Here is a 12,757-nt window from a genome sequence, read left to right on the forward strand (position 1 = left end):
TCCCTCCCGCCCGCGGATTCCCCACCGGATAATAGAGATCGTCCGACCCGAATCGCCCCGTAGTGCCGGGCCGCCCACCGAGGAGCTGCATGACCTTCGTCGCCTCCGACGAGATCGACGCCACACCCGTTCTGCGTCGCAACAACGTCCGCGTGAGCGGTGCCGCGACCGGCCGGCCGCTGATGTTCGCGCACGGCTTCGGCTGCAGCCAAGAGATGTGGCGCCTCGTCGCGCCCGCCTTCGAGGCCGACCACCCGGTCGTGCTGTTCGACCTCGTCGGCTCGGGCGGATCGGACCTCGCCGCCTACGACGCGGGCAAATACGACTCCCTCCACGGCTATGCCGACGACGCGATCGAGATCGCGGAGGAGCTCGGCCTGACCGACGTCGTCTTCGTCGGGCACTCGGTCAGCTCGATGATCGGCGTGCTGGCAGCCATCCGCCGTCCGGACCTCTTCGGCGCACTCGCGCTGGTCTCCCCGTCGCCGCGCTACGTCGATGACGAGGGCTATCGTGGCGGCTTCAGCCAGGAGGACATCGACGGACTGCTCGACGCCCTGGACCGCAACTACCTCAACTGGTCGGCGACGCTCGCGCCGCAGATCATGGGCAACCCCGGCTTCCCGGAGCTCGGCGACGAGCTCACCGAGAGCTTCTGCCGCACCGACCCGGAGATCGCCCGGCAGTTCGCCCAGGTGACCTTCCTGTCGGACAACCGGCGCGACCTCCCGAAGGTGACCGTGCCGACGCTGGTCCTCCAGTGCGCCGAGGACATCATCGCGCCTGTCGCGGTGGGGCGGCACGTGCACGAGAACATCGCGGGCAGCACCTTCGTGCAGCTCGACGCCACGGGACATTGCCCGCACCTGTCCGCGCCGCAGGAGGTCGTCTCCGCCCTCCGGGAGTTCGTCGAGGACACCGCGACACGATGACGACCGACGACCTGGCCGCGCTCTACGACGCGGCGCCCTGCGGCCTGCTCACCACCGACCCCGAGGGGCGCATCACCCGCGCGAACGCGGCGTTCGCCGCCTGGACGGGGTACGCGCGCGACGCCCTCGCGGGCCGCACCTTCGCCGACCTCCTGGACCCGGGGAGCCGCATCTTCTACGAGACGCGGCAGCTGCCGGTGCTCCTGCTCGACGGCGAGGTGCACGAGGTCTCGGTGAACGTGATCGCCGCCGACGGCACGCGGCTGCCTGCGCTGATGAACTCCACGACCGTGACGGATGCCGACGGCGCCCTCGAGCGGATCGACGTCGCCGTCTTCGACGCCAGCCGGCGGGAGGACTGGGAGCGGCAGCTGCTCGCCGCCCGCCGCGCCGCCGAGGAGTCGGAGGCACGCACGCGCGCGCTGCAGGAGGCGTCGGCCGCCTTCGCCGGCTGCGACACCGAGGACGAGCTCGCCGTGATGCTCGCGGCGGGTGCCCGGCACGCGTTCTCGGCGGCGGACTCCGCGGTCCATTTCGCGACCGCGGGCGGCTTCGTCCTGGCGGGAGGCACGGAGCCCGTCGACCTGCACGCCCTGCTCGGCGACCGCGAGCTCGACGAGCACATCCTCGTGCTGCGCACGCACGAGGAGGAGGACGAGCAGCTCGTCGCGACCCTCGAAGACGCGCGCGTGGCCGAGATCACCGTGACGCCGCTGCTCGACGGTGAACAGGTGATCGGCGCGATCACCTGCTTCTTCGGCCGGGCGCGGGGCATCGACGACCTGCAGACCGATCTGCACTACGCGCTCGCGCGTCAGGCGGCGCAGGTGCTCCGCCGCATCCGGCTCCAAGCGCAGCTCGAGGCGTACGCCCTGCACGACCCGCTGACCGGTCTGGCGAACCGCACCGCGCTGCGCAGCAGCCTCAGCGACGCGCTCGCGACGGCCACCGAGGCCCGGACTCCCATCGCCCTGATCTTCGTGGACCTCGACGGCTTCAAGGAGATCAACGACGTCTTCGATCACGGTGTCGGCGACACGGTGCTCCGGGAGGTGGCGAGCCGGCTCAACGGCAACATCCGGCAGGGCGACCTGGTCGGCCGGTTCGGCGGCGACGAGTTCCTGATCGTGTGCGAGGGCGCGGACGAGCCGGCGGCCGAGGCCATCGCCGAACGCATCCGCGTGGCGATCCGCGCTCCCCTGCTCGGCATCGCCGACGAGCGCGCGATCAGCGCGAGCATCGGTGTGGCCGTCTACCGTCCGGCCGGGCGCGATCCGCTCTCGACGGCCGACATCTTCCGCTTCGCCGATAAGGCGATGTACGCGTCGAAGGACGCCGGCAAGGACCGCGTCAGCGTCACGACGATCTGAGCCACTCGTCCCGGCGACGCAGGAGGTCTGCGGCATCGTCGAAGACGAGCGACGCGCCCGCCGCGGTCAGCTCCTCGGCCCCGCTCCCGCCGGAGCGCACTCCGATCGAGCGCACGCCCGCCCGCTGGGCCGCGCGCGCATCCCACACCGCATCCCCGATCATCAGCGCCTCGTCGGCGGTCGCGCCGACCCGGTCGAGGGCGACCTGCAGGATCCCCGGGTCGGGCTTGGCGTCGTCCACGTCGTCGGACGAGGTCGTGGCGGTCACCGCGTCGCCGGCGTCGAGCGCCTCCAGCAGCAGGTCGAGCTCGTCCTCGGGGGCCGAGGTGGCCAGCACCGTCCGGACGCCGGCATCACGCAGCGCCCGCAGCAGATCGGCGGCTCCTTCGAATGCGGCGAGACGGGAGGCCATGTCGCGGTAGTTGCGGGAGTGCAGCTCCTTCGCGCGGTCGACCCAGTCGTCATCCCGCTCGCCCACCAGCGAGTGGAGCAGCCGAGCGGAGTCCTGGCCGATCGCACGGTGGATGCGCCAGGCGTTCACGTGCACGCCGCATTCGTCGAAGGCGCGCTGCCAGGCGTCCACGTGCAGGTAGTTGGAGTCGACCAGCGTGCCGTCGACGTCGAAGAGAACCGCGGAAACCGTCATACCCCTGCTTACACCCCTTGACAGATCTGTCCACTCCCGTACGTTGGTTAGCGCACTAACCGGATGGCAGGCCGGACCGGATGAGCCGGGCGGCAGTACTGCATCCCCGGTTACGGCGGCGGCCCGAAGACGGGGGTCTCAGCGGGCCGCCGCCGCGCCTCCCCGGTGTGGTCGCGGGCGTTCGACGCCCCTCTCGTCGCGGATGAGCGCGTGGGACGAGGTGCTGCCGACGGGCGCGCCGCGCTCGGGACGCGAGGCGCGCATCCCGAGCAGCCGGAGGAGGTCGTGCTCGACTCCGCGGGGCACCGGCACGAAGCACAGGCGCTCCGCATCGAGGCCGGTGAGCGCGACGACGGTGAGCCGCCAGTCCGAACCGCCGCCCCGGCCCGGTCGGGCCAGGGGCGCGTCCGTGATCCGCACGGCGACGAATCCCCCCGGTCGACGGCCGAGAGCGAGGAGCTCCGTCGCCGTCGTGAGAGATGACGGCGTCTCCACCGGCCGGTGCAGCACGGCGCGGAGCCGGTCGAGCTGCGCGCGGAGGCGCGCGTCGTCAGGCAGGTCGGTACCCATGGCGTCTCCTGGGGTCGGCGGCGAGACGCTGCGCGGGACGGGGATGCGGCGCCTCACTCCAGAGACGGGGGAACCGTCGCAGCGTGACGGGAAAAGGGCCGGATCGGTCGGGTCAGCGCGCCGACGGGGCGTCCGGGCGCGCGATGCTCGCCGCCTCCTCCAGGGCGGGAAGAGCGGCGCGCAGAGCGGCCACCTGAGCCGGGTCGAGCCCGTCCAGGATCCGCGTGACGGCGCGCGCCCGGTCGGAGCGCGCCTCCAGCAGCAGCTCGATGCCGGCGTCGGTGCCCGAGACGAAGAAGGAGCGGCCGTCGTCGGGATCGGGCGTGCGCTCGACCAGCCCGCGCGCCTCCAACTCGGTGACCAGCCGGGTGACGGTGGGCGCGGCGACCTGCTCGATGGCAGCGACCTCGCTGGGGCGCAGCGGTCCCGTGCGGACGATCGTCGAGAGGGCGGAGAGCTGGCCATGGCTCAGCCCGCCGGTCCCCGAGCGGATGCGGCGGTTCAGCCGCCCCACGGCGAGCGCGAGCCGTCCGGCCACGTCGTCGCGGTCGGGGCCGTTCGTCTCGTCATGCTCGGGCTGCACCCACGTCCTCACCTTCGTCGCTGGTGGACCGCTCGGGTGCGGCCCCCTCACCATGAACATACTTGGCTCCGCCCGCGAAGGAGGCGATGGCGCCGATGATGCTCATGATCGCCGCGGCGAGGAAGACGATCACGAGGCCGTCGTGGAACGGCCCGGAGATCAGCTGGGGGAAGAACTCCTTGCCCGTCAGCGTGGCCGCATCCACCTTGGCGCTGGAGAGCAGACCGGTCGGCGCGAGCAGGCTCTGGATGGGGTTGTAGCCGAGGAAGGCGGCGAACAGGCTGCCGACCGGTGGGGTGTTGCCGATCTGCGAGGCCACCGTCTGTGGCACGCCGTGAGACGTGAGCCCCTGCGTGAGGGCGGTCGGCAGCGCGACCGACAGGCCCGCGATCATCAGCGAGAAGAAGATGCCGATGGAGAGCGAGCTGCCCGCGTTGAGGGCGACGCCCGCCATGCCCGACGCGGCACCGCGCTCGTTCGGCGGCACGCTGTTCATGATCGCCGTGCGGTTGGGCGACGAGAAGAGGCCGGAGCCGATGCCGTTGAGGCCGGTGAGGAGGGCGAACTGCCAGTACTCGAAGTTCACCGGGATGAGCAGGAGGCCGATAAAGGTGGCGGCGACCAGCACGAGCCCGACCGTGGCGAAGCCGCGCGAGCCGAAGCGGTCGGAGAGCGCTCCGGAGATCGGGCCGGCGATGAGGAAGCCGATCGTGATCGGGAGCATGTAGATGCCGGCCCACAGCGGGGTCGACTCGTAGCTGTAGCCGTGCAGCGGCAGCCAGATGCCCTGCAGCCAGATGATCAGCATGAACTGGAGGCCGCCTCGCCCGATCGCGGCGAGGAACCCGGCGAAGATGCCGGCCGAGAACGGTCTGATCCGGAACAGCCGCATGTCGAACATCGGCGACGGCACCTTCAGCTCGACGAACACGAAGGCCACGAGCAGCAGGATGCCGCCGATGATCGAGCCGAGCACCCACGGGTTGCCCCAGCCCTGACTGCTGTCGCCGTAGGGCTGGATGCCGTAGGTGATGCCCGTCAGCAGGGCGACCAGCCCGATCCCGAACGTCAGGTTGCCGAGCCAGTCGATGCGGCCCGGGTTCTTCTGGCCGACCTCGTGCAGCGACTTGATCGACCAGATCGTGCCGATCACGCCGAACGGCACCGACACGAAGAACACCATGCGCCAGTCGATCTCGGCCAGCACGCCGCCGAGGATGAGGCCGATGAACGATCCCGCGATCGCCGCCACCTGGTTGAGGCCCAGCGCGAAGCCGCGCTTGTTGGCCGGGAAGGCGTCCGTCAGGATCGCCGTCGAGTTCGCGAACAGCATCGCGCCGCCCACGCCCTGCACGAATCGCCAGCCGATCAGCCACATCGCCGCCGGTCCGCCGGTGAACGGGTCGAGGCAGAGCAGGATGGCCGCGATCGTGAAGATCACGAAGCCCAGGTTGTAGATGCGCACGCGCCCGTACTGGTCACCCATCCGCCCGAACATCACGACGAGGACCGCGGTGACGAGCATGTAGCCCATCAGCATCCAGAGCAGGTACGAGACGTTGCCCGGCTCCAGCGGGTTCAGCTTGATGCCGGTGAAGATCGCGGGCAGCGAGATGATGACGATCGACGAGTTGATCGTCGCCATGAGCATGCCGAGCGTGGTGTTCGAGAGCGCCACCCAGCGGTAGTGCGGGTGGTCTTTGGTGAAGATGCCGGTGCGGGCCACGGGAGTTTCCTGACTTGGGACGTGCGGGTACGTGGAGTCGTTGATTTATATGCATTAACTATATAGCCGGGAAATACGATCGGGCATCGTCCGGTTGTCTTCGGGGTGAACATCTTCAGCCCCGCCGACCTCGGCTCCCTCAGCCTCCGCAACCGTCTCGTCATGGCGCCGCTCACGCGCATCCGGGCGGGCGAGGACGGCACCCCGGGCGATCTGCTCGTCACCTATTACGAGCAGCGCGCCTCCTTCGGCCTGATCCTCACCGAGGGGACCTGGCCGGTGCAGGAGGGCCGCACGTGGATCGGGCAGCCCGGGCTGGAGACCGAGGAGCATGTCGCCGGGTGGAAGCGCGTGACTGACGCGGTGCACGCGGCCGGCGGGACGATCGTGACGCAGCTCATGCACGGCGGCCGCATCTCACACGCGGCGATCACCGGGACGGGTCGCGTCGTCTCGGCGAGCGCCCTCGCGGCCCCCGGGACCATCCGCATCCCCGACGGGAAGACCCACCTCCCGGTCGCGCACGCGCTCACGGAGGCGGAGGTGCAGGAGGCCGTCGCCGGCTTCGTCGCCGCCGCCCGCAACGCGATCCGCGCGGGCTTCGACGGCATCGAGGTGCACGGGGCCAACGGCTACCTCGTCCACCAGTTCCTGTCGCCGGCGAGCAACCAGCGCACGGACGGCTACGGCGGCACCGCCGAGAACCGCGCCCGGTTCGCGATCGAGGTCGTGTCGGCGGTGGCCGACGCGATCGGGGCCGACCGGGTCGGCATCCGCCTCTCCCCCGAGCACAACATCCAGGGCGCCCTCGAGGAGGACGCCGTCGAGACGGCCGCGACCTACGCCGCCGTCGCCCGCGGTCTCGCGCCGCTCGGCATCGCGTTCGTCGACATCCTGCACGCCGACCCGGCCGGCGGGCTCGTCCAGGGCATCCGCCGCGAGCTCGGCGCCCCCCTGATCGCCAACACCGGCTTCGGCACGGTCACGACCCGCGAGGAGGCCGTCCACCTGGTGGAGTCGGGCGTCGCGGATGCGGTCGCCGTCGGCCGCGCGGCCATCGCCAACCCCGACCTCGCCGAGCGGTGGGCCGCGAGCCACGACCTCAACGACCACGACGCCTCCACGTTCTACGTCGGCGGGCCGCGCGGCTACATCGACTACCCGACCGTCGCGGAGGCGGCCGGCGCGCGGTAGCCCCGCCGAGGTTCACGTTGTGGTCCCCATTCCGCCCGGAATGAGCGCAACGTCGTGAACCTCGGCAGAGGGGCGGCCGCTCCTCAGCTCGGGAGGAGTGCGCTGCCCCGGCGCCAGACCTGACGGATGCCGAGGGTGTCCGAGATCCGCGTCGTGGGGTCGCCGTCGACGAGCACGAGATCGGCCCGGAGCGACTCGCGGATCCGCCCCCGATCGTCGAGACCGAACCGGCGTGAAGGGGTCGCGGTCGCGGCACGCAGCGCCTCGGTGGGCGTCAGACCGGCGCGGACGAGGAGCTGCAGCTCGTGGTGGACGCTCGCCCCGTGCGCCATGCCGCCCAGCGCCGGCAGCGGGAACGACACGTCGGTGCCGACGAGGATGTCGACCCCGGCCGCGTGAAGGGCGCGGACCGATGCGAGCACGTCATCCAGATCGCCCTGCGGGTACCGGTCGTAGCTGCTCTCCAGGGTCGCGATCCAGGCGTCGTCGAGCTTGGAGCGGACACGCGGATCAGCGGCGAACGCGGTGGCGGGGATCCCCATCATCGAGGCGTTCAGCACGACGCAGGGCACGACGAACGCGCCGGACGCGGCGACGGCCTCGATGATCTGCGGGGTGTGGGGCCGGTCCATGAAGAGGTGCACGAGCCCGTCGATGCCTCCGGCGATCGCCGAGGCCGTCGCGTCGACGGTGAGCGTGTGCGCGACGGTCAGAAGTCCGCGGCGATGCGCCTCCGCGACGCCCGCCGCGATCGTCGCGTCGTCGAGGAGAGGGAGGCCGGGCGCTCCCTCCACGGTCCCGTCGTCGATCATGAACTTGATGTAGTCCGACCCGGTCGCCTCGAGCCGGGGGATGAACGCGACCGCCTCCTCCGGGGTGGTCGCGAACGGCATCACGATGTCGGCCCACTGGTCGGCGGCCGCGCCCTCCGCTTTCCAGGGGGCCTCGTCGCCGTCGTCGTGCCCGCCATCGCCCATCAACTCGCTCGGGTGGCCGCCGGGCGGCGTGATCCCGAAACCCGCGGAGCGGACGTCGGCGACACGATCGTTCTCGGTCACCTGGGTGCGTGCGACGCGCGTGAACATCCCCTGCATCTCCAGCTCGGTGGTCACTCCGAACGTGAGCGCCAATTCGAGCCCCTCGAGGGACGTGTGGACGTGCGCGTCGATCAGCCCGGGCATCAGCGTCCCGCCACGACCGTCCACGACGACCGCTCCGTCGGGGACCTCACCCCCGATCGACACGATCCGGGTTCCCTCGATCACCACCGACGTCTCGGGGATGACCTCCTCGCCGTCGAAAATCCGTGCGCCGACGATCGCCGTCCTGGTCATCCGCTTCTCCTTGCGTCCGTGTCGAAATCTAATTCTGTAGCGACTACAGAAAACTAGTAATACCATAATTGCATCCACTTGCAATGATCTTCTAGGATGGCTGAATGGCAGCAGGTACCGGACTCCGCGAGCGCAAGAGGGTGCAGACCCGCCGCGCGCTCCACCAGGCCGCCGTCCGGATGTTCCTGGAGCGCGGGTTCGACGAGGTGACGGTCGCCGAGATCGCCGACGAGGCCAATGTCGCGCTGACCACGCTCTTCACGTACTACCCCGCCGGGAAGGTCGGGCTGGTCTTCGAGCAGGAGGAGGACCGCGCGACGGCACTCGTCCACGCGATCCGCGAGCGCGCGCCCGGGACCGACCCCCTGAGCGCCATCGAGAGCTTCATGGGCAGCCGGCTCCCGTTCGACGGTGACGACCGACGCTCGCGGGAGCTCCTCGACCTCATCTTCTCCACGCCGCAACTGCGCGCCTACGTGCGGACGAAATGGACCGACTGCGAAGACGCACTGGTCTCGGCGCTCGCCGACGAGTGGCAGACGGGTGACGGCGTCGGCCTCCGCTCACTCGCTCGGTTCATCCTCGAAACGCCCGACCTCGCGGCGCGCGAACCCTCCCCTGCCGATGCACTGCGGATCGTGTTCGAGAACGTGCGGCGGGGCTGGAGGCTCGATCGCGCGTGAACGCACGCCGAGGTTCACCTTGTGGCCCCCATCCCGCCCGGAATGAGCGCCACGTCGTGAACTTCGGCGGCGGAGGGCTCAGGAGTCGCGGCCGACCGCGGGCTCTCCGACGAACTGGTGCGCCTCGGAGGCGAGCTCCGGCCAGTCGTCCTCCGCGGTGATCGCGGTCCAGGCGCCGGTCGCGGCGGTGCTGCCGGTGGCCGGCTGTGCGACGCCGCGCTCGATCAGATCCGCCGACCGCGGTGCCGGGAGGTCGACGACCAGCGCCGATCCGTCGAGGTAGGCGAACAGCCTCCCCTTGACCAGGAGCCGGTCGCCGTCGAGCGTCACGTCGTCGTCCGGGTCGCTCTGGAGTGCGAACGCCACGTCGGCGAACGCCTGGTTGAATCCCTCTGCCATGGGCACAGCCTAGGGGCGGGGGCCCCGGGCGCGACAGGGCTTGACGCCGTGACACGTCGTGACGGAGCGACCGGGGCGGCGTCGCGTTCGGCGACGCAGCCCCGGCCTCCCTCATCACGCGGCGCGGAACCCGCCGCGCGCGCAGCCTCCGCCGTGACCGCCAGCGGGCGTGCCGTGGCCGGGATGCGCGCCGACCGGCGTCCCGCCATGGCCGCCCGCACCGCCGTGCCCGTGCCCGGCCGACGTGCTCCCGCTCACGACGGTGGTCGTGCCGAGCGTGAGCCAGCCGGACTTCGTCGTGTCCTGCGCGGCGTTGGCGAACCGGATCGGGAGGCCGCCCGCGAGCGGGTTGGTGACCTGCGCGACGAGCGTGTACGTCCCGGGCGCGACGCCGGTCAGGTCGATGCTGCCCGTGAACTGTGTGCTCGCTCCGCTGGCGATGTCGCTGACGTGCCAGGAGGTCGTGACCGTCTTGACGGCCGCTCCGGAGGGGTTCACGTAGCTCAGCGTGATCGGCCAGTCGTAATAGAAGGGAGCACGACCGACGTTCGCGACGGACAGCCCGACGGAGACGGTGGTCGGCGCCGTCGACGACGGCACGAGCGCCTGGGTGGCGCGGAACGAATAGCCGAGCGACTTCGACGCGGCGAGAGCGGCCGGCTTGTCCGCGGCCGAGTAGCCGGTCTCGAAGGCGTAGTGGTCCATGAGCCAGCTGGCGTGGGTCTGGTCGGCGCTGCCCGCGAAGTCGTTGTCGCCTCCGTCCTCCAGCACCGGGCATCCGGCCGCCGAGAAGAGGCACGGCTGCAGCTCGGGGCGCAGCTCGCCGGCGATCGGCTCGGTCTTCCACTTGTCGGTGGCGCCGGCCGCGACCATGTTGTCCATGAAGTGCCAGCCGAGCGAGCTCGTCTTGGTCTCGAGGGCGAACGAGTCGTCGTGATAGCCGATCGGCAGGCCCGCGTTCATGGTGGAGGGGTTGCGCACCATGAGCTTCGTGGTGTGGAAGGCGTCGGTGAAGTCGGTCAGCACCTCCAGCTGGGTGGCGTCGGAGGGCATCCAGTTCGGCTGACCGCCGTCGCCGTTGTACGGGTAGGTGTGCCATTCGCCCCAGAAGCCGATCAGCCCGGCCTGCACGAACCCGACGCGGGCGTCGCCGTCGTAGCGCTGCCCGAGCGCGGCGACGAAGTGGTCGATCGCGGTGCGCAGGTTCGGGTCGTCGTAATCCGGCGAGACGCTGACGCCGTTGTTGCCGTAGTCGCTGTAGGAGTGGGTGGCCAAGCCGCCGTCGAGCAGATACTGCGGCACGCCGCTGGGCTGACCGGGATAGTCGAGGTAGAAGCGGAAGGCGGTCTGGTGGCCGCGCGCCGCGATCGTGTCCAGGGCGGTGTCGAGCGTCGACCAGTCGAAGGTGTCGGGCCCGGTCATCACGGCATTCACCGGGAAGTACGCCCACTCCATCGAGTAGGGGAACGCGGTGTACGAGCCGGCGAAGGGGATGAAGCCCTTCAGCGGATTGACGTCCGGTTCGCCGGCGGCGGCGAGGGAGGTCCAGGAGGCCTGCCCGGACGTGCCGGTCGGGTGGTTCGTGCCCGCCGTGGCCGGGGCCGCGAACAGGGCGGGTATCGCGAGTGCGGCCGCGGCGGCCACCCCCACGATCGTGTTCCGTACGGTTCTGCGCATTCTGGTGCACCTTTCTGACGGCGTCGTCGCCGTCTGGTCGTCGAGCGGTGAATGTGCGTACTGCGGTCGGATTCGGGTTCCGGGAGCGTGGGGCGCGACCTCGGGCGGACGCCGCGCCCCACGCGTCTAGCCGACGACGGAGGCAGCCTCGACGGCGGCCTCCCCCGTCACGATGGGGGTGAAGTCGACCTCGCGCCCGCTGATGCGGAAGGCGTAGCGGCCGGTCTGCTCGATCAGCGCGGTCTCCTCCATGTAGTCCCGCAGCTCCCCCCGCTCCGCCGGCGTGAGCCAGGCGAGCGGGTCGGAGGTGGAGCGGAACTCGAGCACGGCGGCGGTGTCGCGCAGCGCCTGCCGCTCGCCGTCGGAGAGCAGGCTGCGGGCGCTGCGGAAGTAGATCGCATCGGGGTCGACCTCGTAGAGCCGCTTCATCCAGGCGCGGTTGATGGAGGAGACGATGGAGTTGCGCGCGCCGACTCCCGACGGGTCGCCGACGCGCTCCGCGTTGTCCCAGAAGGCCGCGACGTCCGGTCCGACCCGCGCGCCGTCGAACACGCCGACGGACGGGATCATCGGGACGCCGCACCCGAGCAGGTACACGTCGTCGCCGACGACCGAGCGGATGTGCTCCACGGCCTCCCGGTACGCGGTCTCCCGGTGCACGCCCGTGCTGCGGTTGCCGGTGATGGCGCCCGCGTACATGAAGTCGAGCTTGAGGTAGCGGTATCCCCAGCCGGTCACACGCTCGAAGACCTCGCGCAGGTGGTCCTTCACCTCGGCCTGCGTCGTGTCGAGCGAGTAGTAGTGGGAGTCCCAGTTGTACCCGCTGACCAGGGGCCGGCCGTCGTCGTCCTGCACGAGCAGGTCGGGGCGGGTGCGGGCGATGTCGGAGTCGGGCAGGGCGATCATCGGCGCGAGCCACAGCCCGGGCCGGAACCCGGCGTCGGCGATCGTGCGCGCCGTCGCGGCCATGCCTGAGGGGAACTTCGCGTTGGCCGTCCAGTCGCCGACGATCGGCTCCCAGCCGTCGTCGAGCTGGAAGACGTCGAACGGGTAGCCGGCGAGATCGCGCACCGTCCGCGCGATGGTGTCCTCGTCGATGTCCTCGAAGAAGGAGTACCAGCTGCTCCACACCGCGCCCGCCCGCAGCGAGCGCCTCCCGAGCCGCGCGGCGACGAGGTCGGCGTAGGCGGCGAACACCTCGACCTCGGGGCCGTAGCCGACGAACCACTCGGCCGAGGCCTCCTCCGCACGGCCCCAGAGCACGTTGCCGTCGGCGCCCACCCGGGGCGTCCCGAGGCCGAGGGCGCCGAGCAGGAGGACGTTGCCGTCCTCCCCGACGACGGCACCGACCGCGCTGCCCGAGTGGAGGTGCGGCGTCTCGTTCGCGGCATCGTCGGCGGTGAGGAGGCGCCGGGGGCTGTCCTTGATGCCGATGGTCTCACCGTCGGTGCGCGCCCAGCCGGACGGGCTCCACGAGTTCCAGCCGTGCCGGTAGAACTCGGTGTCGCCGAAGGGGTGCAGGAGGGCGACGGGCCCGGCGGGCACGATGTGGCCTCCCGGCACCGCGATCGGCGCTCCGGTGACGTTGGCGGGGATCCGCACGGATCCGAAGTCGAAGGTGTGCAGCATGGTGGGCTTTCTGT

Annotated in this window: 12 protein-coding genes; 4 read left to right on the plus strand and 8 right to left on the minus strand. The window is 70.9% G+C overall.

The features are described from left to right. The first annotated feature begins 89 nt into the window (after window positions 1-89). On the plus strand, window positions 90-932 hold the full coding sequence (locus FHX33_RS16745; RefSeq protein ID WP_021762801.1) for an alpha/beta fold hydrolase: 843 nt from the start codon (window positions 90-92) through the stop codon (window positions 930-932). Next, on the plus strand, window positions 929-2,302 hold the full coding sequence (locus FHX33_RS16750; RefSeq protein ID WP_021762802.1) for a sensor domain-containing diguanylate cyclase: 1,374 nt from the start codon (window positions 929-931) through the stop codon (window positions 2,300-2,302). The genes FHX33_RS16745 and FHX33_RS16750 overlap by 4 nt, the downstream gene beginning before the upstream one ends. On the opposite strand, the gene FHX33_RS16755 is transcribed toward FHX33_RS16750, so the two are convergent. The 4 genes from FHX33_RS16755 to FHX33_RS16770 all read right to left on the minus strand — a co-directional run bounded on the left by FHX33_RS16755 (window position 2,289) and on the right by FHX33_RS16770 (window position 5,827). After that, window positions 2,289-2,948: an HAD family hydrolase gene (locus FHX33_RS16755; RefSeq protein WP_021762803.1), complete on the minus strand. Its 660-nt coding sequence runs from the start codon at window positions 2,946-2,948 to the stop codon at window positions 2,289-2,291. The two genes, FHX33_RS16750 and FHX33_RS16755, sit on opposite strands and share 14 nt — an antisense overlap. 138 nt (window positions 2,949-3,086) lie before the next feature. Then, window positions 3,087-3,518: a hypothetical protein gene (locus FHX33_RS16760; protein ID WP_021762804.1), complete on the minus strand. Its 432-nt coding sequence runs from the start codon at window positions 3,516-3,518 to the stop codon at window positions 3,087-3,089. Between the two features lie 112 nt (window positions 3,519-3,630). Next, the gene (locus FHX33_RS16765) at window positions 3,631-4,101 is read right to left on the minus strand and encodes a MarR family winged helix-turn-helix transcriptional regulator (protein ID WP_021762805.1); all 471 of its coding nucleotides are present in this window, start codon (window positions 4,099-4,101) and stop codon (window positions 3,631-3,633) included. Next, window positions 4,085-5,827, minus strand: a complete 1,743-nt coding sequence (locus FHX33_RS16770) for an MFS transporter (RefSeq protein ID WP_021762806.1) — start codon at window positions 5,825-5,827, stop codon at window positions 4,085-4,087. Before FHX33_RS16770 ends, FHX33_RS16765 begins: the two co-directional genes overlap by 17 nt. A 105-nt stretch (window positions 5,828-5,932) precedes the next feature. Here FHX33_RS16770 and FHX33_RS16775 point away from each other — a divergent pair, with 105 nt between their 5' ends. Further along, window positions 5,933-7,021: an alkene reductase gene (locus FHX33_RS16775; RefSeq protein WP_021762807.1), complete on the plus strand. Its 1,089-nt coding sequence runs from the start codon at window positions 5,933-5,935 to the stop codon at window positions 7,019-7,021. An 83-nt stretch (window positions 7,022-7,104) separates the two neighbouring features. Here FHX33_RS16775 and FHX33_RS16780 read toward each other — a convergent pair whose 3' ends face one another. Continuing rightward, the gene (locus FHX33_RS16780; RefSeq protein ID WP_021762808.1) at window positions 7,105-8,355 is read right to left on the minus strand and encodes an amidohydrolase family protein; all 1,251 of its coding nucleotides are present in this window, start codon (window positions 8,353-8,355) and stop codon (window positions 7,105-7,107) included. A 104-nt stretch (window positions 8,356-8,459) separates the two neighbouring features. On the opposite strand from FHX33_RS16780, the gene FHX33_RS16785 reads away from it, so the two are divergent. Continuing rightward, complete coding sequence (locus FHX33_RS16785) at window positions 8,460-9,038, plus strand: TetR/AcrR family transcriptional regulator (protein WP_021762809.1); 579 nt, start codon at window positions 8,460-8,462, stop codon at window positions 9,036-9,038. A gap of 78 nt (window positions 9,039-9,116) precedes the next feature. Here FHX33_RS16785 and FHX33_RS16790 read toward each other — a convergent pair whose 3' ends face one another. The 3 genes from FHX33_RS16790 to FHX33_RS16800 form a co-directional block, all read right to left on the minus strand. Beyond that, entirely contained in the window at window positions 9,117-9,437 is a 321-nt protein-coding gene (locus FHX33_RS16790; protein WP_021762810.1) for a hypothetical protein, read from the minus strand. A 114-nt stretch (window positions 9,438-9,551) separates the two neighbouring features. Next, entirely contained in the window at window positions 9,552-11,114 is a 1,563-nt protein-coding gene (locus FHX33_RS16795) for a DUF4832 domain-containing protein (protein WP_183428750.1), read from the minus strand. 126 nt (window positions 11,115-11,240) lie between these two features. Beyond that, a complete protein-coding gene (locus FHX33_RS16800) occupies window positions 11,241-12,743 on the minus strand; it encodes a glycoside hydrolase family 36 protein (RefSeq protein WP_021764411.1) in 1,503 nt (500 codons plus the stop codon). Between the last annotated feature and the right edge of the window lie 14 nt (window positions 12,744-12,757).

The sequence above is a fragment of the Leifsonia aquatica genome (genome assembly GCF_014190775.1).
Classification (GTDB): domain Bacteria; phylum Actinomycetota; class Actinomycetes; order Actinomycetales; family Microbacteriaceae; genus Leifsonia; species Leifsonia aquatica.